At 70.9% G+C, this 26,893-nt stretch carries 23 protein-coding genes and 2 pseudogenes; 14 read left to right on the plus strand and 11 right to left on the minus strand.

What is annotated here, in order from left to right; genetic code table 11:
• Positions 1–12 precede the first annotated feature (12 nt).
• From ACSU6L_RS00280 to ACSU6L_RS00320, 9 genes are all read left to right on the plus strand, one after another.
• Positions 13–213, plus strand: a complete 201-nt coding sequence (locus tag ACSU6L_RS00280) for a hypothetical protein (protein WP_437052288.1) — start codon at positions 13–15, stop codon at positions 211–213.
• Positions 214–219: 6 nt separating this feature from the next.
• Positions 220–873, plus strand: a complete 654-nt coding sequence (locus tag ACSU6L_RS00285) for a DUF6338 family protein (RefSeq protein ID WP_437052290.1) — start codon at positions 220–222, stop codon at positions 871–873.
• A 260-nt stretch (positions 874–1,133) separates the two neighbouring features.
• A complete protein-coding gene (locus tag ACSU6L_RS00290) occupies positions 1,134–1,526 on the plus strand; it encodes a hypothetical protein (RefSeq protein WP_437052292.1) in 393 nt (130 codons plus the stop codon).
• Between the two features lie 123 nt (positions 1,527–1,649).
• Positions 1,650–2,213, plus strand: coding sequence for a DUF4291 domain-containing protein (locus ACSU6L_RS00295; RefSeq protein WP_437052294.1), 564 nt, complete (start codon positions 1,650–1,652; stop codon positions 2,211–2,213).
• Between the two features lie 151 nt (positions 2,214–2,364).
• Positions 2,365–2,895 (plus strand): MFS transporter, encoded by a 531-nt coding sequence (locus tag ACSU6L_RS00300; protein ID WP_437052296.1) that lies wholly within the window; start codon positions 2,365–2,367, stop codon positions 2,893–2,895.
• A 258-nt stretch (positions 2,896–3,153) separates the two neighbouring features.
• Positions 3,154–4,557, plus strand: a complete 1,404-nt coding sequence (locus ACSU6L_RS00305) for an MFS transporter (RefSeq protein ID WP_437052298.1) — start codon at positions 3,154–3,156, stop codon at positions 4,555–4,557.
• A 201-nt stretch (positions 4,558–4,758) separates the two neighbouring features.
• Positions 4,759–5,733 carry an alpha/beta hydrolase gene (locus tag ACSU6L_RS00310; RefSeq protein ID WP_437052300.1) on the plus strand — a complete coding sequence of 325 codons (975 nt, stop codon included), beginning with the start codon at positions 4,759–4,761 and terminating at the stop codon, positions 5,731–5,733.
• Positions 5,734–5,954: 221 nt separating this feature from the next.
• Positions 5,955–6,875, plus strand: coding sequence for an acetoacetate decarboxylase family protein (locus ACSU6L_RS00315; protein ID WP_437052302.1), 921 nt, complete (start codon positions 5,955–5,957; stop codon positions 6,873–6,875).
• Positions 6,876–6,890: 15 nt separating this feature from the next.
• The gene (locus ACSU6L_RS00320; RefSeq protein ID WP_437052304.1) at positions 6,891–8,489 is read left to right on the plus strand and encodes a succinic semialdehyde dehydrogenase; all 1,599 of its coding nucleotides are present in this window, start codon (positions 6,891–6,893) and stop codon (positions 8,487–8,489) included.
• A 378-nt stretch (positions 8,490–8,867) separates the two neighbouring features.
• Here ACSU6L_RS00320 and ACSU6L_RS00325 read toward each other — a convergent pair whose 3' ends face one another.
• Positions 8,868–10,118: an NADH:flavin oxidoreductase/NADH oxidase family protein gene (locus tag ACSU6L_RS00325; protein WP_437052306.1), complete on the minus strand. Its 1,251-nt coding sequence runs from the start codon at positions 10,116–10,118 to the stop codon at positions 8,868–8,870.
• 96 nt (positions 10,119–10,214) lie between these two features.
• On the opposite strand from ACSU6L_RS00325, the gene ACSU6L_RS00330 reads away from it, so the two are divergent.
• Positions 10,215–10,826 (plus strand): TetR/AcrR family transcriptional regulator, encoded by a 612-nt coding sequence (locus tag ACSU6L_RS00330; RefSeq protein WP_437052308.1) that lies wholly within the window; start codon positions 10,215–10,217, stop codon positions 10,824–10,826.
• A gap of 218 nt (positions 10,827–11,044) precedes the next feature.
• Here the strand turns inward: ACSU6L_RS00330 and ACSU6L_RS00335 are convergent, their stop codons facing one another.
• The gene (locus ACSU6L_RS00335) at positions 11,045–12,022 is read right to left on the minus strand and encodes a hypothetical protein (RefSeq protein ID WP_437052310.1); all 978 of its coding nucleotides are present in this window, start codon (positions 12,020–12,022) and stop codon (positions 11,045–11,047) included.
• Between the two features lie 290 nt (positions 12,023–12,312).
• Positions 12,313–12,975 carry a TetR/AcrR family transcriptional regulator gene (locus tag ACSU6L_RS00340; protein ID WP_437052312.1) on the minus strand — a complete coding sequence of 221 codons (663 nt, stop codon included), beginning with the start codon at positions 12,973–12,975 and terminating at the stop codon, positions 12,313–12,315.
• 226 nt (positions 12,976–13,201) lie between these two features.
• Here ACSU6L_RS00340 and ACSU6L_RS00345 point away from each other — a divergent pair, with 226 nt between their 5' ends.
• From ACSU6L_RS00345 to ACSU6L_RS00355, 3 genes are all read left to right on the plus strand, one after another.
• Positions 13,202–14,617 carry a purine-cytosine permease family protein gene (locus tag ACSU6L_RS00345; protein WP_437052314.1) on the plus strand — a complete coding sequence of 472 codons (1,416 nt, stop codon included), beginning with the start codon at positions 13,202–13,204 and terminating at the stop codon, positions 14,615–14,617.
• 22 nt (positions 14,618–14,639) lie between these two features.
• On the plus strand, positions 14,640–16,304 hold the full coding sequence (locus tag ACSU6L_RS00350; protein WP_437052316.1) for an amidohydrolase: 1,665 nt from the start codon (positions 14,640–14,642) through the stop codon (positions 16,302–16,304).
• Positions 16,305–16,477: 173 nt separating this feature from the next.
• Positions 16,478–17,872, plus strand: coding sequence for a hypothetical protein (locus ACSU6L_RS00355; protein ID WP_437052318.1), 1,395 nt, complete (start codon positions 16,478–16,480; stop codon positions 17,870–17,872).
• Positions 17,873–18,006: 134 nt separating this feature from the next.
• On the opposite strand, the gene gap is transcribed toward ACSU6L_RS00355, so the two are convergent.
• Both gap and ACSU6L_RS00365 read right to left on the minus strand, forming a co-directional pair.
• Entirely contained in the window at positions 18,007–19,005 is a 999-nt protein-coding gene (gene gap, locus ACSU6L_RS00360; RefSeq protein ID WP_437052320.1) for a type I glyceraldehyde-3-phosphate dehydrogenase, read from the minus strand.
• 107 nt (positions 19,006–19,112) lie between these two features.
• On the minus strand, positions 19,113–20,069 hold the full coding sequence (locus ACSU6L_RS00365; protein ID WP_437052322.1) for a GlxA family transcriptional regulator: 957 nt from the start codon (positions 20,067–20,069) through the stop codon (positions 19,113–19,115).
• A gap of 20 nt (positions 20,070–20,089) precedes the next feature.
• On the opposite strand from ACSU6L_RS00365, the pseudogene ACSU6L_RS00370 reads away from it, so the two are divergent.
• Positions 20,090–20,683: pseudogene (locus tag ACSU6L_RS00370) on the plus strand (maleylpyruvate isomerase family mycothiol-dependent enzyme); the annotation flags it as partial.
• A 52-nt stretch (positions 20,684–20,735) separates the two neighbouring features.
• Here ACSU6L_RS00370 and ACSU6L_RS00375 read toward each other — a convergent pair.
• The 6 genes and pseudogenes from ACSU6L_RS00375 to tap all read right to left on the minus strand — a co-directional run bounded on the left by ACSU6L_RS00375 (position 20,736) and on the right by tap (position 26,787).
• A complete protein-coding gene (locus ACSU6L_RS00375) occupies positions 20,736–21,524 on the minus strand; it encodes a hypothetical protein (RefSeq protein WP_437052324.1) in 789 nt (262 codons plus the stop codon).
• A 451-nt stretch (positions 21,525–21,975) separates the two neighbouring features.
• Positions 21,976–22,090 (minus strand): annotated as a pseudogene (locus ACSU6L_RS00380) (YciI family protein); the annotation flags it as partial.
• A 39-nt stretch (positions 22,091–22,129) separates the two neighbouring features.
• The gene (locus ACSU6L_RS00385) at positions 22,130–22,750 is read right to left on the minus strand and encodes a hypothetical protein (RefSeq protein ID WP_437052326.1); all 621 of its coding nucleotides are present in this window, start codon (positions 22,748–22,750) and stop codon (positions 22,130–22,132) included.
• 114 nt (positions 22,751–22,864) lie between these two features.
• A complete protein-coding gene (locus ACSU6L_RS00390; protein WP_437052328.1) occupies positions 22,865–23,737 on the minus strand; it encodes an SCO2400 family protein in 873 nt (290 codons plus the stop codon).
• Between the two features lie 288 nt (positions 23,738–24,025).
• Positions 24,026–24,583 (minus strand): telomere-protecting terminal protein Tpg, encoded by a 558-nt coding sequence (gene tpg / locus ACSU6L_RS00395; RefSeq protein ID WP_437052330.1) that lies wholly within the window; start codon positions 24,581–24,583, stop codon positions 24,026–24,028.
• An 11-nt stretch (positions 24,584–24,594) separates the two neighbouring features.
• Positions 24,595–26,787, minus strand: a complete 2,193-nt coding sequence (tap, locus tag ACSU6L_RS00400; protein WP_437052332.1) for a telomere-associated protein Tap — start codon at positions 26,785–26,787, stop codon at positions 24,595–24,597.
• Between the last annotated feature and the right edge of the window lie 106 nt (positions 26,788–26,893).

The following is a 26,893-nucleotide window of genomic DNA, read 5'->3' on the forward strand; positions in this document are numbered from 1 at the left end:
AAAGGAGCGACGATGACGTACGAGGACGAGCCGCAGCGGGCATCACGCGAACTCTCCGAGGAAGAGGAGGCCAAGGCGCAGGCCGACCTGATGGGCGACGGCGCGGATCCGGACGACGGGCCGCCGCTGGGCATCATCAAGGGCAACTACGACCCGAAGGACCGGCAACGCCCGCCCGCCCCGTCGGCGCCTCCCACCCCGCCCGCCGAGTGACCCTTCATGCCGTCCAGCCTCGCGGGTTTCCTGGCCCTGCTGTACGCGGCCGTGCCCGGCTACCTCTACCTCGTCCGGTACGAACGCCACGGCCTGCGCGAGCGCCCGGGGGCCGCCCGGGAGATCGCCGAGCTGTTCACGGTCGGCACCTTCGCGACGCTGGCCGCCGCGGGAGGCGTCCTCGTTGTCGCCGAGTACGTGCCGGGCCTCGCCACGCTGGACGGCGCCGTGTCCGGCGCGCCGTACGCCCGTTCGCATGCCTGGCACCTCGTACGGTCCGCCGTCCTCGTCCTCACCCTCAGCACCTTCGCCTGCGCGGCCCTCGGGGAGCTGCGCGGTCGCCGCAGCGGTGCGAGCAACTGGTCAACGGCGCCCGGCACGGTGTGGGCCGAGTTGCTCAAGCCCCGGCGCGGCGAGGCCGATCCCCGGGTACAGGTGCTGATGGACGACGACACACTGGTCTACGGCAGCGGACACATGGTCTCCGACGAGCGGGACACCTACTACCGCGACGTCGCCCTGCACCATCCCATCTCCATCCGCCGGCCCGGCGAGGCCCAACCGCAACCCTCCGACGCGGACTACGTCATCATTCCCGGCGGTCATATCCGGCTCATCGAGATCACCGCCGTCCCCCTGCACCAACCTCCCGGGAATTGAGCGTCGGTGCCCGCGCAGTGCCGCTTGCGCTCCCGGTCGAGAGATTGACCTTCAGGCCCAGGAATCGACGCTTCGGGAGTTTCCCCGATGGAGAAACCTTTCGGCATTCAGTCCCGCATCACGCTCCACTTATGACCCGGGTCAGGAAATCACATCAGATGGCGCTTTCCTCTTTCAAGGGGTGGCTCTCGCTGGCATCCTTGGGGTCCTCGCGACCGGCAGGTACAACGGGGGGTGCGGTGGCAGGAGAACAGCGCGGTGTGCTGGGGCAGCTGATCAGGATCGTGAGCCTGGCAGCGCTCATCGTGGTCTACCTCGGCAGCCTGTGGGCCACTTACCGGCAAATGGACGCCGAACCGGCCTTCGACGGAGCGCTCGGAGTGCCCAATTGGGTGCATGCCACGCTGGTCATGGGACTCATGGTGTGCGGCGGACTGGGCGTCACGGCGGCGATCATCGACGGTCGCCGTGAATTGTCTTCCTGGATTCTCGCATTGACCGGCGTGGCAGCCGCACTCGCCTGGAGCCTTTGGGCCTCTCTCAACAAGGAGGACGACACGGTGGGCATGCTCTTCGCCGCCGTCTCGCCTTTGATCAGCTTGCTGGCGCTCGCCGAGCTGATGCGGCACTTGCGTACGCAGCCGCGCAGCTGACGCCCGATCGGTCGGGAAACCGAGCGATTCGCTGCCGTCCCGAGTGCGGTAATTCGATGGTGCGTGGGAAGCGGTGCGTTCACCCTGGTCCATGTGACAGAACCCAGACACCAGATTCGAGCAATGCACACGGACTCCACGGTCACCGTCTACCAGGCGTACGCGCCGGAAATCGGTCTGCCGGCCGCCAGGGAGGGCCGTTTCCCGGCGGCGTGGCAACGGAACCGGATGACCTGGATCAAACCGTCGTTCCTATGGATGATGTACCGCTGCGGTTGGGGCACCAAGGAACGCCAAGAGACCGTCCTGGCCGTCGAGATCACCCGGGACGGCTTCGAGTGGGCGCTGGAACACGCTTGCCTGTCCCACTATGAACATGGGCTCCACGCCGACCACGCCACGTGGAAGCGCCAGCTGAAGCAGGCTCCTGCCCGGGTGCAATGGGACCCCGAACGGGATCTACACCTTCAGCCACTCCCCCACCGCTCGCTCCAGCTCGGCCTCGCCGGCGAAGCCGCACGTCTCTACGCCGACGAGTGGGTCGTCTCCATCACCGACGTGACACCGCTCGCCCACACCATCCATGCCCATGTACGGAGTGGAGAGCTGGACATCGCCCGGCAGCTACTGCCCCTTGAGCGTCCCTACCTCGTGAACGATGAGACCTTGGCCCATTTGCACCAGTGAGCTGCCCCGCTGCCTGTGACATGGAAGGGAGAGAACTGATGTCTCCGCGGTCGGAGAGGCATGGGCGGCGCGCACTGCCCAGCGCCCGATGCCCAGTCGCGCATCCTCGACTTGAACGTCGTTTCGTTCGGCGAGGGTGTTGTAGCTCCTGTTGGGGACCACGGTCTACTTCCTGTCGGTCTACTTCCATGAGGTCCTCGGCTACGACGCCCTGCAAACCGGCGCTGGGTTCCTGATCCCCGCCGCGGTCGTCGTGGCGGGCTCGACGACGGCCGGCCAGTTCGTGACTCGGTTCGGGCTCAAGCGCACGCTGGTGGCTGCTCTCGCCATCGGCGCGCTGGGCACCGTGCTGCTCGGCGTCGTGGTCTCGCCGGACGGCTCGTACGTCGAACTGGTCCCAGGTCTCGTCACGCTCAGCGTCGGTGACGGCGTGGTGTTCACCACCATGTTCATCGCCGCCGTGACCGGAGTGGCGGACCGGGAACGAGGCATCGCCTCGGGTATCGCCTCCACCGGCTCCGGCGTCGGTGCCGCAGTCGGCCTCGCCGTCCTCGTCCTCGTAGCGACCGCCGGTCTCGAAGACTCACCGGCGAGCGTCTGCGCCTCGCGACGGCAGAGGGAATCAGCACCACGCTGTTCGTGGTGGCCGGCAGGATCCTCGCCATGCTTCTCGTCGCTGTGACCCGGTGCCCGACACCACCAGCACCGGAGCCGGCTCCCGTACCCCGCCAGTGGCGTCGTTGTTGACGCCGTTTCAAGTCGCACAGGTGGGTCTCCGGGTGCTGCCGGCTGCCACGATCTCCGCCAGTTCAGCGTCCATGACCGCCATGGCGCGCCCTGTGGCTTTTTGCGGCCTTCGCAAAAAGTCTGGGTCGCCGCGCTCTCCCCCACCGAACCTGAGCTCGCAGACGATCCCGGTCCGACCCGAGGGGGATTTCCCATGACCAGGCCGACCCTGTCCGTCCCGCCACCCGCACTCGATGCCCGCCGGCGCTGGACGGTACTCGCCGTCTGTGCGCTGAGCATGTTCCTGGTGGGCTTGGACACCACCATCGTCAACGTGGGCCTGCCCGAGATCGGACGCGGCCTGGGCACCGGCACCCGGGGCCTCGCATGGGTCGTCGACGCCTACACCGTGGTCCTGGCGAGCCTGCTGATCGTGTCCGGGGCGCTCGCGGACCGCTTCGGACGACGGCGGGTCTTCCAGAGCGGACTGATCCTGTTCGGTCTGGCCTCGCTGGCCTGCTCGCTGGCTCCGTCACTCGGTGCGCTCGTCGCGGCGCGGGCCGTCCAGGGGATCGGGGCCTCGATGCTGAGTCCCGTGGCGCTGGCGATCGTGGTGAACGCGATGCCCGACCCACGGGAGCGGGCCCGCGCGATCGGCATCTGGGCGTCCGTCTTCGGGCTCAGCATGGCGGCGGGTCCGGTCACCGGCGGAGCGCTCATCGCCGCGTTCGGCTGGCGGTCGCTGTTCTGGATCAACGTTCCGGTCGTGGTCGCCGCGCTCGTCCTGGTCGCCGTGTTCGTTCCGGAGTCGCGCGGGGCGCGCGCCCGGCGGCTCGACCTGCCCGGCCAAGTGCTCCTCACCACGGCCCTGTTCATCACCGTCGGCGTCCTCATCGAAGGACCCCGCCTCGGCTGGGTGTCACCGGCGGCCCTCACCGGCTACGCCCTGATCGCCGCAGCCACCGCCGCCTTCGTCCGCGCCGAACTACGCAGGCCCGAGCCCCTGATGGACCTCGGGCTCTTTCGGCGGCCGACGTTCGCCACGGCGGTGCTGGGCGCGGTCGCGGTGTTCGTCGCGCTCAACGTCAGCCTGCTGCTCAGCACGCTCTACCTCCAGCACGGCCGGGGCCTCACCCCGCTCGCCGCGGGCACGGCGACCCTCCCCATGGCCCTCGGAGCCACGCTGTGCGCGCCCTGGTCCGGTGCCCTGGTGGGACGGCTGGGACCGCGCCGGCCGCTGCTCCTCGCCGGCGCGTTCATCACCGCCGGGGGCCTCAGCCTGGTGGGCCTGAGCCAGGACACCGGCGTAGCGCTGCTCGGGCTCGCCCACCTGCTCATCGGCATCGGTTTCGGCTTCGCGAACGCGCCGCTCACCAACACCGCCGTCGGCGGACTGCCACCGTCCCGGGCGGGGGTGGCCGGGGCGATCACCTCCACGGCGCGGCAGGTCGGCTCGGCGATCGGCATCGCCGTCGCCGGGGCCCTCGTCACGGGCGTCGCGCCTGCGGGGCTCGCGCGGGCCTCCCGCGCGGGTTGGCTGCTCGTAGCGGCGTGCGGACTCTTCCTGCTCGGCGTCGCACGCATCTCACAGACGACCGCAAAGGTCACTGACCGTTGAAGCCGAGCAGCCCGTCCCTGTCTCCTTGGCCCGTGCCCCCTCTCCCCCGCCCCCTGCCCGCCCTCGCGGCGGGTTGCGGTTCGGGCTCGGAGGACGACGATGGATCGGGGAGGCTCGGGGAGGTTTCCGGGGGTGGATCATCAGCCGTGGCCCGTGAGGCCGCAAGAACCGGGCACACCGTGCTTGCGACATGGAGTGAACATGACCCAGATTCCTCCGCCGATCACGCCCTACCTCGAGCCCGCCGCGCAGGAGCTGTGCGACGCCACCGCTCCGCATCCGCGGCTCTACGAGGTCCCGCCGGAGAAGGGCCGTGACATCCTTCTCGGCCTGCAGAGCGATGAGAGTGTCCCCCGGCCGGACGTCGACGAGGAGTGGGTCGACGTGGACGCCGGCGAGTGGGGCACGGTCCGCACCCGCGTCATCCGGCCCAAGGGGGCGAGCGGGCCGCTGCCTGTGGTGTTCTTCATCCACGGCGCCGGCTGGGTGTTCGGCGACGACAAGACGCACGACCGCCTCTTCCGCGAACTGGCCGTGGGTGCGGACGCCGCCGGTGTCTTTCCCGTGTACGACCGCGCTCCGGAGGCGAAGTACCCCACGCAGGTGGAGCAGAACTACGCCGTGGGCCGGTGGGTCATGGAACACGGTGCGGAGCACGGCCTGGACACCTCACGTGTGGCGGTGGCCGGCGACTCTGTCGGCGGCTGCATGTCAGCGGTGTTCGCGCTGATGAACAAGGAGCGCGGCGGGATCGACCTCAAGGCGCAGGTCCTGCTGTACCCGGTGACGAATGCCGACTTCGACACCCCGTCCTACGTGCAGTTCGCCGAGGGGTACTACCTGACCCGCGACGGCATGAAATGGTTCTGGGACCACTACACCTCGGACCCCGCCCAGCGCGCCGAGGCCCATGCCTCGCCGCTGCAGGCCTCCCTGGACCAGCTCCGGGGGCTGCCCACCACCCTGGTCATCACCGACGAGGCCGACGTGCTGCGCGACGAGGGCGAGCAGTTCGCGAACAAGCTCCGTGAGGCCGGCGTCGACGTCACCTCCGTGCGCGTCGGCGGAATGGTCCATGACTTCCTGCTCCTGGACAGCCTCCGTGACACCCGCGCCGCCGTCGTCGCGCGCACACTCGCCGTCGACGCGCTGAGGACGGCACTGCCCGGCAGCTGAGGCAGAACCACCCGATCCACCTCCCGCTCCCAAGCGCGGGGCGCGGACGCAGGTCGGGCCCCCGGACGCCCTCGCGGCGCGGGCCGGCCCGGACCTTCGGCGTACGTACCCGCAGGCGCTCACTCGCCCGCAGAATCCCGCCCACTCCATTGTTGACGGTGCTTACATCGCTACCTATATTCATGTGCGCACCGCTTACATGAGAGTGAGGAACGTACGCCATGTCTTCGGCACAGAAGGACACCCTCGAGGTAGACCTGGGCGGCCGTGCGGTCACGGTCCCCAAGGGGGGTCTGTACGACCGGTACCGGATGAACCCCGACCTCGACGAGATCGCCCGTGACCCCCGCGTCAGCGGCGTGGACTTCTTCCGGCAGCTGCCCAAGATCAAGGTCGACTCTCCGATCGGCCCCACGCTGACCCCGAACTTCTACTACAGCGTCTCGACCGCCCGGCTCACGATGCTCGCGCCGTCCCGAGCGATCCGCGCCAGGCTGCCCGCAGAGCTCGCGCCGCTGGAGATCGCGCCGGGCCTCGGGCTGATCTCGGTGATGTTCTTCCGCTACGACGTGTGCGACATCGACTTCTACACCGAGGCCGCCGTCGGCATCGCCGTCAGGCCCGCACGGCACGGGAGGCTCGGATTCTTCGACCTCGTCGCCGGCCTCAAGAACGAGCATCTCGACTCGTACGTCCTGTCCCTGCCGGTGAGCACGGAGATCGCCCAGGTACGCGGCCACGACGGCTACGGCTTCCCCAAGTGGGTCACCGAGCTCGACGTGGACATCGACCGCAGCCGGACGACCGCCCGCGTGGCCAACGACAGCGGCGGAGTCGACTTGTCGCTGCTGGCGACCACGCCGAAGCAGACCGCCCACCCGAGCGGCGAGCGCGTCAGCTCGCTCACCTCGTACACGACGATCAACGGCGCGTGGCACTCGACCCTGAGCCAGACCCATGTGCTGAGCGCCGGTACCACGCGCGTCCCGCGTGACATCACCCTCCAGGTCGGAGAAGGCCGCATGGCCGACGACCTGCGGTCGCTCAGGCCGTTCAGGACCATTCAGTTCGACGTCATGACCGAAGGCCAGCTCGCCCTGCACATGCCGGTCCCCACCTCGGTCCAGAGCCGGAACAAGTAGCGAGGGTCCCCAGTCATGGCCACCGACCACGCCACCCGCCCCACCGCTGCCCGCGGGCCGAGCCTGCCCGCGTCCATCGCTCCCGCCGCGCTCGAGCGGCTGGCCGCTCGGGTCTCGGCCGCGCCGAACGCCGCGCGGGTCACCACCAACGCCCCATACACCGGTGCCCCGCTCGCCGACCTGCCGGTCTCGACGCCTCTGGACGTCGAGGAGGCCTTCGCCCGCGCCCGTACGGCGCAGAAGGCCTGGGCGGCCACGCCGCTCGACGAGCGCAAGCGGATCCTGCTGCGCTACCACGACCTCGTCCTGGCCCGTCAGGACGAGGCGCTCGATCTGATGCAGGCCGAGAACGGCAAGACCCGCCGCGACGCGCACCTCGAAGTGGTCGACATCGCGATCACCTCCCGCCACTACGCCCGCAACGCCGCCAAGTACCTCAACCCCAAGCGGCGTCGCGGCGCCATCCCAGTCCTCACCCACACCACGGAACTGCGCCACCCCAAGGGCGTCGTCGCCGTCGTCTCCCCGTGGAACTACCCGTTGAGCATGGCCGCCGGCGATGCCATAGCGGCGCTGATGGCCGGCAACGCAGTGGTGCAGAAGCCCGACACCCAGACCGCTCTGACCGCGCTGTGGTCGCTCGACCTGATGCACGAGGCCGGTCTGCCGGCCGGTGTGTGGCAGATGGTGATCGGCAGGGGCAGTTCCATCGGCGGCGCGCTGATGGACAACGCCGACTACATGATGTTCACCGGATCCACCGCCACCGGACGGCAGATCGCGAGTGACGCCGGCCGCCGCCTCATCGGCGCGTCTCTCGAACTCGGCGGCAAGAACGCCATGATCGTCCTCGACGACGCCGACATCGAGAAGGCCGCCGACGGCGCCGTCGCCGCCTGCTTCCCCTCCGCCGGACAGCTGTGCGTCTCCATCGAGCGCCTGTACGTTGCCGAGTCCGTCCGTGACGAGTTCGTCGCCGCGTTCGTCGCACGCACCGAGAAGCTCAAGATAGGCGCCGCGTACGACTACAGCGTCGACGTCGGCAGCCTCACCACCCCGTCCCAGCTGAAGACCGTCACCGAACACGTCGGCGACGCCGTCGGCAAAGGCGCCACCGTCCTCGCCGGAGGCAAGGCACGCCCAGACCTGGGGCCCCTGTTCTACGAACCGACCATCCTCACCGACGTCACCCCCGAGATGACGCTGCACGACCACGAGACCTTCGGCCCCGTCGTCGCCGTCTACTCCTACCGTGACGTCGACGAAGCGGTCACGCGGGCCAATTCCACGCCGTACGGCCTCAACGCCAGCGTCTGGACCAGGAACGGGGCCCGGGGCCGCGCCGTCGCCGCCCGTGTGCACGCCGGCACCGTCAACGTCAACGAGGCCTACGCCGCCGCGTGGGGAAGCATCGACGCGCCGATGGGCGGCATGGGCGACTCCGGACTCGGCCGCCGTCACGGCGCCGACGGCATCCTCAAGTACACCGAGCCCCAGACCGTCGCCCACCAACGCGTCCAGGGGTTCACCCCGCCGGCCCGCGTCTCCCCGGAGACCTGGGCCGCGCTCCTGACCGGCGCGCTGAAAGCCATGAAGGCAGTCGGCATGCGCTGAACAGCGACCGCGATCGGCCGTGGCCCCGATCGGGCCACACCACCGCATGAGGGCGGCTCGTCGACACGACGAGCTCGCCCTCTTCGTCTCGCACGCCGCCATGCGGTGGCCGGGCACACGCTTGGGCCGGTGCGGGTCCGGCGGCGGGAGTTCGGCGTGAGTTCGGCGGGGTCGCGTACGGCATCGGTGGGCAGGCGGCAGGGCAAGTCGTACCGCGAGCCCCCCCTTCGCCACCCCCGACGGTGCCCCGAAGCCGTGTACGGCGGTGCCCCGAAGCCATGTACGGCGGTGACCCGGAGCCACATACGGATGTGCCCGGTGTCCCCAACCGAGCTGGGCACACCGGGCACATCCGAGGACATCGCCTCGAAGGCGGGGTCAACGACCCGCGGTGCTCTGCGTCTTGGACAGCCAGGCCCGGTAGCTGCGCAGGGCCTTTCGCTGCTTCCGCTGCTCGGAGATCAGGGCGATCGCCGGGTGAGTGCCGGGCTTGGGCTTGCGGCCACGGGCGAGGCGGCGCATCTGGTGGCGGACCTTCGCCATGTCGGCAGCGGAGGCGAGGGCCTTGTCCGACCAGGTCACCGGCTCCATCTGGCGGTCGGCCTCACGGTTTTTCCTCCAGCGGTCGGGGAGGTCGGGGGTGACCGCGAGGGCGGTGCCCATGCCGACGACCGCCACCCCGCTGTCGAGAACCCGCTCGGCGGTGACGCGCTGGGTGATGCCCCCGGTCAGCATCAGCGGAAGGGGGCTCGTCCGCACCAGGTCCTTCGCGAGGTCCAGGAAGTAGGCCTCGCGGGCCCGGGTGCGCTCGTCGGCGGGGCGGCCGGTCATCGCGGGGCTCTCGTAGCTGCCGCCGGACAGTTCGACCAGGTCGACGCCGAGCGGTTCGAGCATCGCGATCACCTGGCGCGCGTCGTCGGCGTCGAAGCCGCCGCGCTGGAAGTCGGCCGAGTTCAGCTTCACCGCGACCGCGAAGGACGGCGAGACGGCGGCGCGGACCGCCCGCACGACGTCCAGGAGCATCCGGGCCCGGTTCTCCAGTGAACCGCCCCACTGGTCGGTGCGCTTGTTGACCAACGGGGAGAGGAACTGCGACAGAAGGTAGCCGTGCGCCGCGTGGATCTCGACGCCGTCGAACCCGGCCTTCTCCGCGCGGTGGGCCGTGACGGCGAACCGGGTCACGGTGTCCTCGATCTGCCGCGCGGTCATGGCCGTCGGGCGGCCGAAGCGGCTGCTGTGTTTGCCGAGGTCGACGCCGATGTCGGTCGGGCCCCACACAACGCCGGGCATGTCGGACGCCACCTGACGGCCGGGGTGGTTGACCTGCATCCAGATCGACCCGCCGCCGGACTTGCCGGCCTTCGCCCACTCGGTGAACGGCTTCAGGGGCGCGTGCTCGTCGAGCACGACTCCGGCAGGGCCGGTCAGCGCCTCGGCATGCACCATCACGTTGCCGGTGATCAGCAGTCCGGTGCCGCCGCGGGCCCAGCGCCGGTACAGCGTGACGAGCTGTTCGTCGGGGAGCTGGCCGTCGCCGGCCATGTTCTCCTCCATGGCGGCCTTGGCGATCCGGTTGCTGAGCACCTGCCCGGAGCTCAGGCGCAGTGGCGAGAACAACTCGCTGGTCATCCCGGTTCCTTCTTCCCTGGTCGATCACTTACGATGTATGCACCACTCACATTAGGGCCGCGATGTAAGCGCTGTAAACATAAGGGGATGTGACTCATGTCGCAGAGCGGTACGTATCATCACGGCGACCTGCGCGCCGCGTGCTTGCGGGCCGCGCGGGAACTGCTGGAGGAGGACGGCAGCGCAGGGCTATCACTGCGCGCGGTCGCCCGCCGGGCCGGTGTGTCGCCGACCGCCCCCTACCGTCATTACGCGGACCGCGAATCACTTGTCTCGGCGGTCGCCGCAGAGGGGTACCGCGAGCTCGCCACGCACCTGGCAGCGGCCCACCCCGCGCCCTCGACCGCGGATGATCTGGCCGCGGTCGCGGTCGTCTACGTGCAGTTCGCGATCGATCACCCTGCCCTGTTCCGGGCGATGTTCGCGGAGCCCTGCGACCCGACCAGCGCGGAACGCGTCGCCGCGACCGCCGTGATCACCGAGTACGTGCAGGGCATCGTCCGCGACGCCTTCCCGGGCGCGGACGACGCGGGCGCGCTGGCGACCACCGTGTGGGCCCTCGTCCACGGCCTGGCATTCCTGCACCTCGACGGCAAGCTGGACAGCTCCAGACCCGAGGTGGTCGCGGACCAGGTCCGCGCCTCCGTGCACGCGCTCTTCAGCGTGGCGCCCGCTTTGTCGCGGCCGGCAGCGTCGGCCGAGCAGTGACCGTCCGGTCGCGGTCTCTCATGGGCATCATCCGCACGGATTCCCGACGGGACCGCCCGGGAACGGGGGCGGGAGGCGACCCGTCGGGATCGGGGAGCGCATCAGCGCCTGGGCACGACAGCTGAGGAGCGAGTGCGTGGCCGGCCCCACTCGGGCGACTTCGGCCGACGCGGCTCGCTCCGACGCGGCTCGCCCCTCAGCGTCCCCTTCGAGCGTGCCTACGCCATGTCCTCGCTGAAGTCCTCTTCCATCATCGCGCCGCCGAACCCGCCCAGGATCTCGTCGATGTCCAGCTCGGTGGCGTCGGCCGGGGCCGTGGGTGTCCGGCCCTCGCTGATCCGCATCACCAGGCCCAGCTTCTTCACCTCGGCGTTCTCGGCCAGCTTGGCGAGGTCGACGTACACCTCGGTCAGCTCGCCGTTCTTGAGCGTGAAGTCGGCTGTGACCTTGGTGTTCGGGGCGTCCGCGAGGTCCTTGTCCGTGGGCAGTTCCATGCCCGGCGGCAGGTCCTTGACAAGCGGGCGGATCTCGCCGACGAACTCCGTGATCAGCGTACGGAACGGAGCGGTGGCGGTGATGTGCTCGGAGCCGTCCTTGTCGTCGGCGGTCTTGAAGTCGACCTCGCGGGCGATGGTCTTGCGCAGCGCCTCAAGCACCCGCTTCTGCGTCTTGGCGTCCAGGGTGGGTTCCGGCGAAGGCTCCGCGCCGGGCTCCGCCTCCAGTTCGGCGGTGGTCTCCTCCATCTTCTCGGTGTCGATCTTCACCCACTCACCCTCCAGCACCTTCCTGAGCCCGTCCGCCTCCGGGGGCAGGTCCTGTGCCGACGGCACGGGGGCACCCAGTGCCTTGCCGACGGAGTCCGTGTCGGTGCGGATGTAGGTGTAGTCGCCGATCACCCGGTACTCGATGAGGTCGCCGTCCTCGGTGCTGACCTTCATGGTCATACCGACGTAGTCCTTCTCGCCGGACTCGTCGATCGGCTTCTTCGACTGCACGGTGACACTGATCTTCGCGCCGCTGAGCAGGTCGGCTGCCTCGTCGGGCATCTCCTCGCCGGGCTCGGGGTCCGAGGAGGCGTCGAGCGCCCTCAGGCTCTGGGCGTCGGTGTCCAGGTCGAGCTCGAAGGAGAGCGTCTTCTCCTGGCCGAGCTTCTCGAAGGCCTGGTCGAGCTTCTTCCCGGCGGAGAGCTGCTCCACGGTGCCGCAGGCGGCGGAACCCGCCAGGACGGCGCCGACTACGGCGGTGGCGGTCAGGGTCTTGCGTATGGCGGTGATGATGGTCTCCTCGTCACTGTGATCACGGTGTGATCGTCGAGAAGACTCCTGACACCGCCCAATGGTTGCCCTGCCGTCTCACATGCGTCGCGTCGAAACGCGTCGGCCGCGGAGGAGGCAGGGCGGATCTGCAGGCACCATGGCGCCGGCTCACTCAACTGCCGCGCGGGGGTTCGTCGTTGGCTCCGCAGGAGACGCGGAGCGAAACGACGTCAGGACGACTGCCCCGCGCCGCCCATGCCATCGCCCGTGCCATCGCCCGTGCCGTCACCCGTGACGATCAGGCGGTCGGCCGCGGCGCGCGCCGCGGCCAGCGCCGCCGCGCGGTCGGTGCCGCGCTGGCTCAGCACGACGCGGGTGCTGAGCCCGTCGAGAAGCGCGAGCAACAGGTCGGCCCGCTCCGCGATCTGCTCCTGTGTGATCCCGAAGCGCCCCTGGCTGACCCCCTTGGCGAGCAGCGACTCCAGGTCCCTTAGCCAACCGCGGTCCATCTCCTCCTGCGCGTCCCGCAGCGGGCCCTCCCCCGTCGTACGGGCCCAGAGCTCGATCCACAGCGTCCAGCGCGGGTCGCGCGGTCCGCGTGGGAGGTACATCCCGAGGAAGAGGTCCAGTTTGCGCTCGGCGGTCGTACGACGGGTGAGCAGGGCCCGCCGCTCCTCGCCGAGCTCACTCTCGCTCCACCGCAGCGCCTCCAGCAGGAGCCGGTCCTTGCTGCCGAAGTAGTACAGGATGTGGCCGCCGCTGGTGCCCAGGCGCTCGGCGAGGGACGCCATGGTGAGCGAGGCCAGGCCGTTCTCGGCGATGACCGTCATGGCCTCTTCGAGCATCCGCTCCTGCGCGATGCGCCCGTCCCGCCGCCGCGCCGTTCCCGCCACGCGCCATTCCTCCAGTCGGCCGCCGAATCATCGGCCACCCGATCGTCGGCCGCCGAATCATCGGCCACCCGATCGTCGGCCGCCGAATCGTCGTGTCCCTGTCGTGCCCTGCCGCGACCCTATCCCGCGGATCCGGTTCCGGGTCTTGACGGGCGCGGCCGCATGTCACATCTTGAATGCCGTTCTAACTTCTAGAACGGCATTCAAACTATCGAGAGGGGTCCGCATGGGGCACGGCACCGGTGTGGCCAGCGACGAGGTCTTCCGCGTCGAGACCCATGGCATCGACACCATCCCCGACGAGGACCGGCACGGCAGCCCCAAGGACCTCTTCTGGCTCTGGTTCGGCTCCAACCTGACCTTCACGTACGTCATCAACGGCGCGCTCGCCGTCGCGTTCGGCCTCTCCTTCTGGCAGGCGACGGCCGTCGTGGTCATCGGCGGCCTGGCCTTCTTCGTCGTCAGCGCCGCGGGCCTGAGCGGCATCCGCACCGGCACCGCGACGCTCGTCATCTCGCGCGCCGCCTTCGGTCACCGGGGCAATCTCCCGACCGGAGTCCTCAACTGGATCGTCAGCATCGGCTACACGATCGTCAACACCGTGGTGGGCACCCTCGCCCTGGAGGCGTTCTTCGCCGACGCCGGCTGGCGCGCGCCCGGCGACACCGGACGTGCCCTCGCCCTCCTGGTCACCCTCGCCCTCACCTTCGTGGTGGCGATGTGGGGCCACGCCACGGTGCAGGCGGCCGAGCAGTGGCTCGCCTACGGCCTGGCCGCCGGCTTCGGCGCGTTCCTCGTCTTCACCGTCCCCCAGGCCGACTTCGGCGGCACGACCGCGGCGGGCGCCGCCGGTGTCGCCGGTGTGTCCGCGTGGAGCTGGGCGCTGGTCGTCGCGCTCTCCGGCCCCTTCTCGTACCTGCCGATGCCCGCCGACTACACGCGCTACCTCCCCAAGGACACCTCGCTGCGCGCCATCATCTGGAGCGGGGCGCTCGGCGGTTTCATCTCCTCCGTGGCGCTCGGTGTCGGCGGCGTGGCCGCCGCGACACGGACGGACATGACCGACGCGGTCGCCGGTGCGCAATCCCTGCTGCCCGGCTGGTTCCAGCCAGCCTTCCTCGCCCTGGTGCTCGGCGGTTCGGTCACCAACTCGATCATCACGCTCTACTCCTCCAGCCTGAACCTCCAGGTGCTCGGCATTCCCTGGAGCCGCGCCAGGACCATCGTCATCAGCGCGACCGTCACGGCCGTCGGCTCGCTCGCCGCGCTCTTCCTCACCGACTTCACCTCCTCCCTGCTGTCCTTCCTGTCGCTGCTGATCATCGTGTTCGCGCCGTGGAGCGGCGTGTTCCTCGCCGACATGCTGCTGCGCCGCTGCCGCTACGACGCCCACGCCCTGCACGCCGGGCGGGCCGGCGCCTACTGGTACCGCGCGGGCTTCAGCCCGGCCGGTACGGCGGCGCTGCTCACCGGGCTCGTCTTCGCCCTGCTCACCTGCGACTCGGAGCTCTGGACGGGCCCGCTCGTCGCCCCGCTCGGCGGCGCCGACCTCACCGTGCTCGGCTCGGTCGTCGCGGGCCTCGCGTACTGGGCGCTGAGCCGCCGCACCTGCGCCCCCAGCCCTGCCACCTCCGCCCACTGACACCTCTCAGGAGCACCACCGCATGTCACCCACCCCCGCCGACCTGGTCCTGCGCGGCGCCCGCGTCCACACCGTCGACCCGCGCCTGCCGCACGCCGAGGCGCTCGCCGTACGCGACGGGCGGATCGTCTGGCTCGGCGCCGACGCGGACGCCGCCGCCTGGACCGGGCCCGGCACCCGCGTGATCGACGCCGCCGGACGCCTCGTCCTGCCCGGCTTCGTCGACGCGCACAACCACGTACGCCTCGGCTCCGACGACGCCTGCGTCCAGCTCGCGGGCGTCCCCACGCTCGACGGGATCCACGCGCGCATCCGTGCCTGGGCCGAGGCCCACCCGGACGCCGAGTGGATCGAGGCGGAGGCGTTCGACTACTCGGCCGTCCCCGGCGGGCGCATGCCGCACGCCCGTGACCTCGATCCGGTCACCGGCGAGCGCCCCGCCTTCGTCCTCAGCTACGACGTGCACACCGCGTGGCTCAACACGGCGGCCCTGCGCAGGCTGGGCGTCGACCGCCACCGTACGGAGCTGCCCTTCGGCGACGCCGAGACCGACCCCGTCACGGGCGAACCCACCGGTTTCGTAAGGAACTTCGCCGTCAAGGGCCTGTCGCGGGACGGCCACCGGGCGCTGCGCGAGCTGGGAGTGCCGTGGGCCTCGCCCGCGCGGCAGTACGGGCGTCTGGCCAAGAGCCTCGACGACGCCATCCGGTTCGGCATCACCACCGTCGTCGAACCGCAGAACTCCCTCGACGACCTCGCCCTCTTCGAGCGGGCCCGCGCCGAGGGACGGCTGCGCAGCCGCCTCGTCGCCGCCCTCTTCCACCCGCGCGGCACCAGCGACGCCGACCTGGACGCGTTCGCGGCGGCGGCGCGCCGCTTCGACGACGACCGGCTGCGCGTGGGACCGCTGAAGCTGTACATCGACGACGTGGTCGAGCCGCGTACCGCCGCTCTCCTCGAACCGTACGCGGGCTGCGGGTCGCACCGGGGCGAGACGTTCTACCCGCCGGAGGAGTTCGCCGAGCTCCTGGCCCGGCTCGACGCGCGCGGCTTCCAGTGCTTCGTGCACGCCACCGGCGACCGGGGCATCCGTACGGTCCTCGACGCGGTCGCGCACGCCCGCACGGTCAACGGCCCGCGCGACGCCCGCCACCAGGTGGTGCACGTGGAGTGCCTGGACCCGGCGGACGTGCCGCGCTTCGCCGAGCTGGGGGTGGTGGCCTGCATGCAGCCGCGCCACTGCGCGCCGGAGATCGCCGGTCCCGGGCAGGACTGGGCGGAGAACGTCGGCGCGGACCGCTGGCACAAGGCGTGGCCGATGCGCAGCCTGCGCGACGCCGGCGCGGTCCTGGCCTTCTCCAGCGACTGGAACGTCGCGGAGATGGACCCCATGGTGGGCCTCTACACGGCGGTCACCCGTCGCCCGCTCGACGGGGGACGCGACGGCGAGCCGTGGCGTCCGGAGGAGACGGTGGACATCGAGACCGCCGTGCACGGCTACACGATGGGTTCCGCGTACGCCAACTTCCTCCAGGACGACCTCGGTTCGCTGACCGTGGGCAAGCTCGCCGACTTCGTCGTACTCTCCCGCGACATCCTGCGGTGCGATCCTCGGGACATACCGGGAACAGTGGCGGAGACGGTCGTGGTCGACGGCGAGGTGGTCCACACGGCTACCGCCGTCTGATTCCTCGCCGGTCCGCCGCCATACCCGCGGCGGCGACGGAGCGGTGCCGTCCTCCCCGAGGCGGACGACGCGGCCACGGCCCGGTCGGCGGCGGGCGCGGGGCGGCATGGATCATTTGGCTGGGCCCACGCCGCTTCCGGCGCGGGCCGGCGTCTTCATCTCAGGGGGATTGCATGACCGCACGTGACGCGGTGCCGGGGCTGGCCGCCAACCCGTCCGCGCCCGCCGACGTTCTTCTCCGTATCGTGCCGTCCGAGCACGACTGGGACATCGTCACCCGCCTCGTCTGGCGCAGGTCACTGCCGGCCGAGGTCGGTGACGCGCTGGTCACCCACCCCGACCGCCGGGTGCGCTCCGCGCTGGCCGAGAGCTGGCACGCCGACCCGGAGCTGCGGGCCAGGCTCCTGGACGGCCCGGACTCGGACGCCATCCTGGTCGCCTGCGGTCCGCTCCCCTACCGTGCGACGGTCGCTCCCCTGCCGGATCATGCGTACGAGCGGCTGCTGAGCCACGAGCGGCCGCTGGTCCGGCACGAGACGGTCATGTCCGCCCACGTCCCGGTCCACGTCCTGGTGCCGCTGGCCACGCACGAGGACCCGGTGTTCCGGCTGGCCGCGTGCCGCCGCGTGTGGTCCGAACTCCCCGACGACGTGCGCGCCGCGCTCCTCGACGACCCGGACCGCCGGATCCGCCAGACCACGGCGCTGCACGTCGCGCACGAGGACGCCGAGCGCACCGCCTGGCTCGTCGAGACGCTCACGGACCAGTGGCAGCTCGGGGACGTGCTGGAAACCGGCCTGCTCACCCGGGAGCTGGCCGAACGCCTGATGGCCGACGGAAGGCACCTGGCCCGCCTCGCGCTCAACCCGACGTTCCCCGCGGACCTCGCGGCCCGGCTGGCCGGCCACGAGGATCCGCAGGTGCGGCTCGCGGTCTCCGCCCGACCCGAGCTGACGGAGGAGCAACGCGCCGCGATCGACTGGACGGTGACGCCCGAGGACCGGCTCGACGTCCTGAAGTGGGTGTGGCGCTCGCGCGGCGACGAGGCCGTGCTGCGCCGCTGCGCGCACTCGGCGCACACCTGGCTGCGGCGCTCCGCCGCGCTCTGTGAGGAACTGCCCGAGGACTGCGTGCGGCTCTTGACCGACGACGAGGACTTCGCCGTACGACTGCTGCTGGCCGAGTGGCATCCGAAGGCGCCACCGGAGCTGCTGTACGACCTGTACCTGCACGGCAGACACCGTGCCGTCGGCATGCTCGTCACCCGGCCCGGGTTCCCGTCGGCCGGGCTGGCGGCGCGCTGCGCCGACGCGGAGGATCCGAGGGAGCGCGCCCTCGCCCTGCGCGATCCGGACGCTTCGCCGACCCTGGTCGAGCGGCTCAGCCGGGACGCGGACGCAAGCGTGCGCGGGGCTGCGGCCCACGATCCCAGGCTGCCGGTTCCCAGACTGATCGACCTGCTCGACGACCCGGAGGTGGGCCAGGCGGCTGCGGCCAACCCTTCGCTGCCCGTGGCACAGATGCGGGCCCTGCTCGACCGGGCGGGGGTGCCGGAGCTGCCGGTGTGACTGCCGCTGTGTGCGGGTCGTTGCTGTGACTGAGCGCTCTGGCTGGGCCGGCTGGTCGACCAGAGCGCTCGGTCACAGCAGGGGCCGGCCGGCAGGGCCGCCGGAAGGCGGGGGGGGACCGCCCCGGCGTCCGGTCAGCGGGCGGCGAGGAACTCGAGCGTGTCGATCACGCGGTTCGAGAAGCCCCACTCGTTGTCGTACCACGCGACCACCTTGACGTGGCGGCCGTCGACGCGGGTGAGGGCCGAGTCGAAGATCGACGAGGCGGGATTGCCCACGATGTCGGACGACACGAGCGGGTCCTCCGAGTACTCGAGGATGCCGGAGAGCGGCCCTTCCGCCGCGGTGCGGTACGCCGCCAGCACGTCGTCGCGCGTCACGTCGCGGCCGACGGTCGTGTTGAGTTCGACGATCGAGCCAACCGGGATCGGTACGCGGATCGAGTCGCCCGACAGCTTGCCGTCGAGGTTCGGCAGCACCAGGCCGATCGCCTTGGCGGCGCCGGTCGTGGTCGGCACGATGTTGACGCCGGCGGCCCGGGCGCGGCGGGCGTCGCGGTGCGGACCGTCCTGCAGGTTCTGCTCCTGCGTGTAGGCGTGCACCGTCGTCATGAACCCGTGCTCGATGCCGGCGAGTTCGTCGAGGACCGCGGCCAGCGGCGCGAGCGCGTTGGTGGTGCAGGAGGCGTTCGAGACGATCGTGTGCAGGTCCGGGTCGTAGGCATCGGTGTTGACCCCGAACGCGAGCGTGACGTCGGCGCCGTCCGACGGCGCGCTGACGAGGACCTTCTTCGCGCCCGCGTCGAGGTGGGCGCGGGCGGCCTTGGCCGAGGTGAAGCGGCCCGTGGCTTCCAGGACGATGTCGACGCCGAGCGCGGCCCACGGCAGCTGCGCCGGTTCCCGCTCTGCCAGCACCCTGATCCGACGGCCGTCGACCACGAGGGCGTCCCCGTCGACGGTCACCGGACGCCCGAGCCGGCCGGCCGTGCTGTCGTAGGCGAGCAGCCGGGCGAGAGTGGCGGGCTCCGTCAGGTCGTTGACGGCGACGATCTCCAGAGCGCTGTCGCGCTCCAGCAGTGCGCGCAGCACATTGCGTCCGATGCGGCCGAATCCGTTGATGGCGATGCGAGTCATGAGTGATGTCCCTTCCCTTCGCCACCAGGCTCGCCCGCGGCTCGTGCCGCTGACAGTGGCGGGATCGCCACGGTTCAAAAGGATCTCGCCACGCGGTGCCGGGCGGGTTACTCGCCCCGGGTGAAGGTGCGCCGGTACTCGCTCGGTGTGGTGCCGAGGATGCGCTGGAAATGCAGGCGCAGGTTCGCGCCGGTGCCGAGTCCGACGTCGGCGGCGATCTGTTCGACGCTGCGCTGCGAGCGCTCGAGCAGTTCGCGGGCCAGATCGATGCGGGCGCGCATCACCCACTGCATCGGCGTGTAGCCGGTCTCCTCGACGAAGCGCCGGGAGAATGTGCGCGGCGAGACCCCGGCCTGCCGCGCCAGGATGTCGAGGGTGAGGGGCTCGTCGAGCCGGTGCAGCGCCCACTCGCGGGTGGCGGTGAACCGCTCGCCGAGCGGCTCGGGGACGCTGCGCGGCACGTACTGGGCCTGACCGCCGCTGCGGTAGGGCGCGGCGACCAGGCGCCGGGCCGCGTGGTTGGAAGCGGCCACTCCGAGGTCGCCGCGCAGGATGTGCAGGCACAGGTCGATGCCGGAGGCGGCGCCGGCCGAGGTGAGTACGCTGCCTTCGTCGACGAACAGCACGTTCTCGTCGACCTGGACACGTGGATGTTTGGCCATGAGCGCCCGCGTGTAGTGCCAGTGCGTCGTGGCGCGCCTGCCGTCGAGCAGGCCTGTGGCGGCGAGCGCGAAGGCGCCCGTCGAGATGGCGGCGAGCCGCGCGCCCCGGTCGTGGGCGGTGATCAGTGCGTCGACGACGGCCTGCGGCGGGTCTTCGCGGTCCGGGAACCGGTAGCCGGGGACGAAGACGATGTCGGCCCACTCAAGGGCGTCGAGGCCGTGAGCGACGTGGTACGCGAGACCGTCGCCGCCGGTCACGAGGCCGGGCGTCGCCCCGCAGACCCGCACCTCGTACGGCATGCTCGCGCGGGTCGTGAACACCTGCGCGGGAATGCCGACATCGAGCGGCTTCGCACCCTCCAGCACGAGGACGGCGACGCGGTGCAGGCGGGAGGCTGGCATGGCAAGAGATTACGTGGGGCGTGACTGCTGATCCGGCACTGACGGCGGACCGCATTCGCGAGACCGGGATCTGGCCCTTGATCCGCACCGAGCGAGCGGTGTTGCGGCCGATCTTGCAGGTCTGACGGACGAGCGGTGGTCGACGCCGTCGCTGTGCTCCGGGTTTGACGGTGCGTGAGGTGCTGGCGCACCTGAGCGCGGGCGCGGGCCTCGACACCGTCAGGTGGCTGGCGGGTGTGATCCGCTGCCGGTTCGATTTCGACAGGCCGGTGGCCATGCGGCCGGCCGAGCAGCTAGGCGCGACCCCGGGCGAGACCCTTGAACGTTTCCGGCGCGTCGTCCCGAGCACGACTAACCCTCCCTTGCCTGCGATCGCCATGCTGGGCGAGACGATCGTGCACGGAGAAGACATCCGGCGCCCGCTGGGCATCCGCCGCGACTATCCCATCGGGGTCGTCACGGAGACGGCCCAGTACTACCAAGGATCAGAACGGGGCGGTGCGTTGCCAGCTCGAACACGGCGCCCGCCACGGCCCGCGCCTGCGCCGAGTCGAGGAGCCCGGTCAGCACACGGACCGGGCCCGGGGCCAGCGCGGGTGACCCAGGCCTTGTTGTCCGACCTGACCGTTCTGTGACGAGTACTCAGCCCAGTTGCCGTCTGCCCGGCTACTGCATCAGCTCGGCGTGGGGATGCTCCGGCGAGGTCGGGCAGACGTAGAGCTGCTGTATGTATCCGCTGCCGATTTGGACCGCGGTCGGTTGTCTCGGGACAGGGTCGGTGACGGGCTGAGTGGCGCGGGCTTCGATGGGGACACGGCCACGGGTGTGCACCTCGATGCCTTTGGCTCGGAAGAAATCGATCACGGCTTGGTCCTCCGGGCGAGTATGCGTGGAGGAGGACGCCCTGGTGCGGGCTTGACTTTCGTCAGGGACCCAACTGCGGTTGCCGTCGTCCCATTCGAAGGTGGCGATGGTCAGCAGCGGGTCCATCTTCGTCTCGCAGGCCAGGCAGAACTGGGGGTTGGGATCGGTGGGGCCCCAGGAAGCCCGGCCGCCGACCTTCCAGCCGGGTGCGACGGACAGGTTGTCCCGGTAGAAACTCTCCGGGTGGGGCGCGTAGTAGCTGTCCACGCTCACGTCGGCAGCCTGCCACGTGCTCCGATCCCCCAGCGGCTCTCGCACCTCATCGCTCAACTCCATGGGGTTGGGGTACTCGGTGATCCGCTCCGGGTTGAGCAGGCACGGCTCGGGCAGGTAGCCGTCGAACTGCACCGCGGGCGGTTCCGGGGGCGTGGTGAGAATGTCGGTCACCGTGGCTGCCGACCGCCAGAACAGCGCGGTCCTGGGCATGATCGGGTGATCGAAGGGGCACCACAGAACCTGAAGCAGGTCCGTCCCCGCCGGTGCGTGCAGATCGGGCACATCGCGGACGTACAGCTGCGCGACCGGCAGCATCGCTATGCCCTCGTACGGCTGGGCGACCGCCGGCTTCAGCGGACGCTCCCGCGGGGGACGGATCCGGTCAAGGGTCTCTCGCTCCTGCGGGGTCAGGCTCCTGCCTCGCGTGGCGGCACGCAACCGCCGCTCCACCCGCAGATCCGCCGGAGACATCGCCGGGTTCAGCCCGTCCGCTTCATGAGGGCCGTCGCAGTGGGGCCACGGCTCGTCGGCAGGCCACAAGAGCGGCCCACCGACCGAACTGTCCTGCGGCGACGGAGCCCCGGGGTAGGGATGCAACCGGGTTGCCGTGCGTGCCAGCGGAGCCAGTTGAGGGAAGACCGCAGTGACGTCGACCGGGCGCGGCGGGGTGGTACGGATGACGTTCATAACGGCGATGCTGCCAGCACCCGCTGACAATGGGCGCACTGATCTGCATACAGCTGACATCAGGTCACTTCCCGCGCCCTCCCTCGGGGGCGAGCGCCTGGCCGTCGACGACCTCGCCGGTCTTCTCCAGCCGGGCCGCGAAGTCGTTCATGTACTGCATCCGGGCTCCACTGGTCCATCGGTACGTCGTTGACATCGCCGCCCGATCTTTTTTCGGGCTCTCCCGGCGGACGTCAGCGGGTGGGAGGCGCCGCAGCTGCCGTCGGCCCGTCGAACGGCGGCAGCACCTTGAACCGCTCGTCGAGGGTGACCGTGGGTGTGATCCGGGACAGCGCCGCGCGGACCAGCGTCAGCGGGTGGTCCGGGAAGCGCGCGTCCCACTGCTCGTGGTCGCCGAGGTGGTACGGCAGCCCGCCGCTCAGCCCTGGCGCATACGGATGCGGCCGGAAGTAGTCGGCCGGCCCCACCTGCGCCAGCACCATCGCCTCGCGCATGCCCGTCATCGCGCCCTCGGCGGCCTGTACCTTCACCACCGTGCTGCACCCGGCCCTCGGCACCGTCCAGGACCCGAGGAACACCTGTCCCCGCCCGTTCGGCCGGGGTACCTTGATCAGCTGCCGGACGGCCGGGACGCCGTCAACTACACCGAGCCGCGCCTCGATCAAACCTCCGCCGGCCCCGGCCACGCCCTGTGCCAGAGCGGCGCGTAGCCGATCGGGCTCGTCGAGCCGGGCGGGCAGGTCCGGGACGAGCGGGAAGAAGTGCACCGACAGCAGGACGTTCCGCTCGTCGGTCCACACCCCCGGCTCGCGCTCGGTGAAGCCGGTCAGGTCCATGCCAGTGATCGGAGTCATGCCGATCATCATCGCGATCACTGCCTTCGGCCCGGCAGGCGGGGCCACGAGGAACGCGGCCCGGCCTGTGCTGGGGATCCCGTGGGCTGGGCCGGCCGGGTGTTGAGGCCGCTGTCAGCCAAGGCAGAGCACGAGCAGGCACACTTGCGCGGGTTCTGTCGAGGCGGGTGCCGGGGCGGTCTCGGGCACGCCCGCGTCCGTGTCGCCGGGGGATGCCGGCGCGGCTGGCTGCTGGGCTGCGGTGCCGCCGCCGTCGTGGGCCGTGGGGGGCTGGTCGGTTGTCTGCTGCTGCGGATCCCGTGCAGTGACGGCAAGGGGTGGCGCGGCGGCGGCCGGCTGGGCGTTCGGCGGCGGGGTGAAGGTGTGCCCGGCGATCGGCGGTGTGGCGGACACCGGAGCCGCGTGCGGCTGCTGCCGCGCGGCGTCGGCGGAGGGTGCCTGGGCCTCGGCGGGGGCACGCGACGGCCGGTCGTCGGTACGCGATGTCGGGGGCGTCGCGGTCGGCTGGGGCACCTGCTCTTGCGCCTTGCCCATGCTGTGGTTGTCCGGCGCTGTGGCCGCCTGGGCCCGGTCGGTGGTGTGCCGGTCCATCGCGACGACGGACAGTCCGCCGCCGACGATGGCGACCGCGGTCGCGACTGCGGCCCGGCGCTTGTTCTTCTTCCAGCGCGCGAGCTGCCGACGCCGTGCCGCCCGCCCCTGCTGCACGGGTGGTACGCCCTCCGCGTCCGCCGACGAGGCCGCGCTCGTGCCGGGGTCGAGCTCCGTTTCGCTGTGCCTCGGGGTGTCGTGCCCGGCGTCGGGGGCCGCGGGCTGCGTGGCATGCGGGATGCCGGGTACGCCGGCGGCGATCGCCGGGTCGGTGTCCCAGGGCGGCGCGGCGTGGTTGTCGACAGTGGGGGGAGCGATGTCAGGGGCGTAGGCGCCACACCCCGGACACACCAAGGCGCCGTTGAGATGGCGGCGGCACGCGGAGCAGTAGTCCATCTGTGGTCTTCCTGAGTTGCTTGTGCCGTCGGCCCGTTCGGGCCACGACCTGGTCGCATTCGCCCGCGGGATCGAGCAGCCAGCAACGCTAACCACGCTTTCGAAAGGCTGTGTGCAGCCTGTGTGGCGCTCTTGCACAGATTCTTTGGGTCCGGACGGGACTCGGACGGTGCCGCGGACAGCGCGGCGCGACTCGGGGCGGGCCTCTGTTCCATGCTCGGGGCGGAGCCCCTGGTGCTGAGCCTGGCTCTTGCACCGGCGCCGCCGCCCAGGCGGACCTTCTCGTTTCTACAGCTCGAACTCGACCTGTTCGACGTCGGTGAAGCGGACCTCCTCCAGCTGGCCTGCGCGGCGGCCGCCGTCCTGGAAGTACACCTCCTTGAGCCCTTCGGCCGCGATCTGCTGCAGCTGCCGGTCGTCGGCGCCCGCCTGCTGGGCGTCGAAGAGACGGGCGGCGTACTGCGGCGGCAGCGCGACGGTCAGGTGCCGGATACGGGCGTCGTCGGTCGAGCCGACCGGGGCGGTGTAGCCGATGCGGGCCCGGGTGTCGATGACGATGCCGCCGGTCGTGGCGGCCTTCTGCCGGGCCCTGGCCCGGACCTGGGGCTGCCACCGCTTCTTCACCTCGCGTTCCATCCGGGCGGCGAGTTCCGGGCGCGGCCTCTTGATCTGGTCCTTGACGTACCGCTCGACGGTGCGCTGGGAGATCCGCAGCATCTGGGCGACCGCCTTGGTGCCCTTGAGCTGCTTGACCAGGTACCGCATCTGCGCGCCCGCGCTCTTGGGCGCCGGACGGGTGAAGGACTTCTGCACGGCGGCGTCCAGGCCGTCCCCGAACAGGCTCATCGCCCTCTCCCCTACTCCCCGTTGTCGGCGTCTGTGACGGTGCCGTCCTTGATGTACCGGGCGAGGTTGAGCTCCGGGGCGTCGAACCGCTCACGGACCTCTTCGCCCCACAGGACGGTCTGGGTGCCCTCGTGCTTGACCAGGCCCGGGTTGATGCCGAGCTTGAAGCCGCCGGGCAGCGGCTTGCCGTCCCGGTAGGGCAGGTAGTCCAGCGGGCTGGTGCCGTCGGCCGCGTACACGACGCAGTCGGACAGGATCGCGACAGGGTAGTCGCCCGTGAACGCCGCATGCTTGACGATCTTGCGGTGCAGGTTGATCCGTGTGCGGGAGATGACCGCCGCGCGGATGTCCGGCCTCCAGGTGGGCCGGGACAGGGCTCGCCACGGCTCCCCTGGCCGCCAGCCCTCACCACGTGGGCGCTCGCGCAGCTTGCCCAGGCCGCCCTTGACCGTCGCCTTGATGGCGGAGACGACGATCGCCAGCTGCGGGTCGCGCTCCTTGTAGCCGTCCATCGCCGCCAGGAAGTCGGCAGGCGCCATGTCCGGGTGCACGCCCAGGTCGGCCATAGTGGCGAGGAAGGCGTCACGCAGCCGGTTGTACCAGCCGTCCAGGTAGCGGCCGTTGTCGTAGCGGACGTACGCCTCGATGGGGCGCACCTCGTAGCCGAGCTCCACTGCGTAGGCCACCGTGGGCGTGGCGTACCAGGCCGGGCCCTCGGGGCGCTCGCCCGTCGGCGTGAACGGGCTGGGCAGCAGGCCGGCGTCCAGGTTCGCCCATCTGTCCTTGGCGACCTTCACCCGGGAGAGGTCGACGTGGGAGAGGTCGACCAGCCACGAGCCGGGCAGCTTCGCGTCGAACACCGGATTCCTGACGTGCGTCGGCGCGCCGAGACCCACGGTCAGGCCGTTGGCTCCGGCGGCGAAGGCCATGTTCACGTCGATGCCGATCAGGTGCCGCCGGGTGCACTCGGCGTCGGTCATCGGCCGTGCCCAGTCGTACGCCTCCTCGAACAGCTTCTCCCCGGGGCCGCGGACGTGGAAGCGCGGCAGATCCTTCAGGAGCGGATGGCCGTCCGGTGCCTCGCACGGGGCGCAGTCCACCGGGTCCTTGCCCAGGCTGCCGGGATTGTGCTCCGAGTGCCGCTTGCCGTTCGCGTCGGGCTCGGAGGCGCGGGTCGGCGGGTGCAGCGCGGTCATCAGCTCCAGGCCGGTGACGGCGGTGGAGCCGCGCGGGGTCGTCACGCGCGACGCGTACACGCAGAGGAGTCGGGCGAGTTCCGACGGTGGGAGATGGGCGGCGTCGCCCCAGTGGCGGGAGTCGAGCGCGTGCCAGGACGGGATGCACAGCTGGACGCAGGCCCGCTCCGATCCCTGCGCCGGGCGGTAGATCCGCGCCCACGGCCCGAAGCCGCGCTTCGTGAGCTTCCAGCCGGCGCGGGCCAACTGCTTGACGACCTTGTGGCCCTCCGGGATCCGCCCGGCGAGCCGCTCCTCGTCCGTGAGCGCGACCGGCAGGCCGTAGCGTTCCAGCGCGGCCTCGGTGAGCACGAGCAGCGGGTCGGCGTCCTTGCCCGGGCCCGACAGCCTCGGCTGCCCGAGCCTGGCCTCGGTGAGTGTCCAGTCCACCAGAGCCGGGATGCTCTTGGCGGGCACGTCCAGGACCAGGCCGCCGGTGCAGTACGCCAGCGCCTGCCCGTCCTCGCCGACGTCGACGACCGCGAGCGGACCGTTCTCGAAACGCGGGTCGGTGCCGGCCGACGGGGTGCGGGTGGGGGCCGCCTTCCCCTTCTCCGTGCCCGGGCGTCGTGACGTAGACGCCCTCGAAGAGCTGGGCGGGCGCGGCGCGACGACGACCGGGTCCGGAGCGTCGGCAGAAACGTCGGCAGCCGACGCAGGGGGCACAGGGTCGGCGGTGACCGTCTCCGCCACCGCCGTGTCCTCATCCGGGGCTTCGCTGTCGACCGGGGCGGGGTAGAGCTTCGCGAGCCCTTCGAGGAGGCGCGCGTACGCGTCCCGCTCCGGCGGCCGGGGCTCGGTCTTGCCGGACTCCCAGCCGCTGACCGTGGCCCGGCGCACCTGCAACGCGGCGGCGACCTCCTCGACGGTCAGGCCGTGAGCCTTGCGCAACCGCCTGCGCTCGGTGGGTGGCGGCAGCGAGGCTCGGGACGCGAGCAGCGCGTCGACCGCGTCGAACAACTCGGACATGGGCGGACCTCCCTAAGGCCAACCTATCACCGAGCGTACATTTACAGCGCATTGAGCGTACTTATCACGCACTTTTCGCGTGCATCCCTTGAGTGAGTTTCTTTTC

This window comes from Streptomyces sp. enrichment culture (genome assembly GCF_964272855.1).
Lineage (GTDB): Bacteria > Actinomycetota > Actinomycetes > Streptomycetales > Streptomycetaceae > Streptomyces.

Coding starts and splice junctions, on each gene's coding strand:
- ACSU6L_RS00280 (WP_437052288.1), top strand. CDS start 13: ATGACGTACGAGGACGAGCCGCAGCGGGCATCACGCGAACTCTCCGAG.
- ACSU6L_RS00285 (WP_437052290.1), top strand. CDS start 220: ATGCCGTCCAGCCTCGCGGGTTTCCTGGCCCTGCTGTACGCGGCCGTG.
- ACSU6L_RS00295 (WP_437052294.1), top strand. CDS start 1,650: ATGCACACGGACTCCACGGTCACCGTCTACCAGGCGTACGCGCCGGAA.
- ACSU6L_RS00305 (WP_437052298.1), top strand. CDS start 3,154: ATGACCAGGCCGACCCTGTCCGTCCCGCCACCCGCACTCGATGCCCGC.
- ACSU6L_RS00310 (WP_437052300.1), top strand. CDS start 4,759: ATGACCCAGATTCCTCCGCCGATCACGCCCTACCTCGAGCCCGCCGCG.
- ACSU6L_RS00315 (WP_437052302.1), top strand. CDS start 5,955: ATGTCTTCGGCACAGAAGGACACCCTCGAGGTAGACCTGGGCGGCCGT.
- ACSU6L_RS00320 (WP_437052304.1), top strand. CDS start 6,891: ATGGCCACCGACCACGCCACCCGCCCCACCGCTGCCCGCGGGCCGAGC.
- ACSU6L_RS00325 (WP_437052306.1), bottom strand. CDS start 10,118: ATGACCAGCGAGTTGTTCTCGCCACTGCGCCTGAGCTCCGGGCAGGTG.
- ACSU6L_RS00330 (WP_437052308.1), top strand. CDS start 10,215: ATGTCGCAGAGCGGTACGTATCATCACGGCGACCTGCGCGCCGCGTGC.
- ACSU6L_RS00345 (WP_437052314.1), top strand. CDS start 13,202: ATGGGGCACGGCACCGGTGTGGCCAGCGACGAGGTCTTCCGCGTCGAG.
- ACSU6L_RS00350 (WP_437052316.1), top strand. CDS start 14,640: ATGTCACCCACCCCCGCCGACCTGGTCCTGCGCGGCGCCCGCGTCCAC.
- ACSU6L_RS00355 (WP_437052318.1), top strand. CDS start 16,478: ATGACCGCACGTGACGCGGTGCCGGGGCTGGCCGCCAACCCGTCCGCG.
- gap (WP_437052320.1), bottom strand. CDS start 19,005: ATGACTCGCATCGCCATCAACGGATTCGGCCGCATCGGACGCAATGTG.
- ACSU6L_RS00365 (WP_437052322.1), bottom strand. CDS start 20,069: ATGCCAGCCTCCCGCCTGCACCGCGTCGCCGTCCTCGTGCTGGAGGGT.
- ACSU6L_RS00375 (WP_437052324.1), bottom strand. CDS start 21,524: ATGCTGCCGGTCGCGCAGCTGTACGTCCGCGATGTGCCCGATCTGCAC.
- ACSU6L_RS00385 (WP_437052326.1), bottom strand. CDS start 22,750: ATGACTCCGATCACTGGCATGGACCTGACCGGCTTCACCGAGCGCGAG.
- ACSU6L_RS00390 (WP_437052328.1), bottom strand. CDS start 23,737: ATGGACTACTGCTCCGCGTGCCGCCGCCATCTCAACGGCGCCTTGGTG.
- tpg (WP_437052330.1), bottom strand. CDS start 24,583: ATGAGCCTGTTCGGGGACGGCCTGGACGCCGCCGTGCAGAAGTCCTTC.
- tap (WP_437052332.1), bottom strand. CDS start 26,787: ATGTCCGAGTTGTTCGACGCGGTCGACGCGCTGCTCGCGTCCCGAGCC.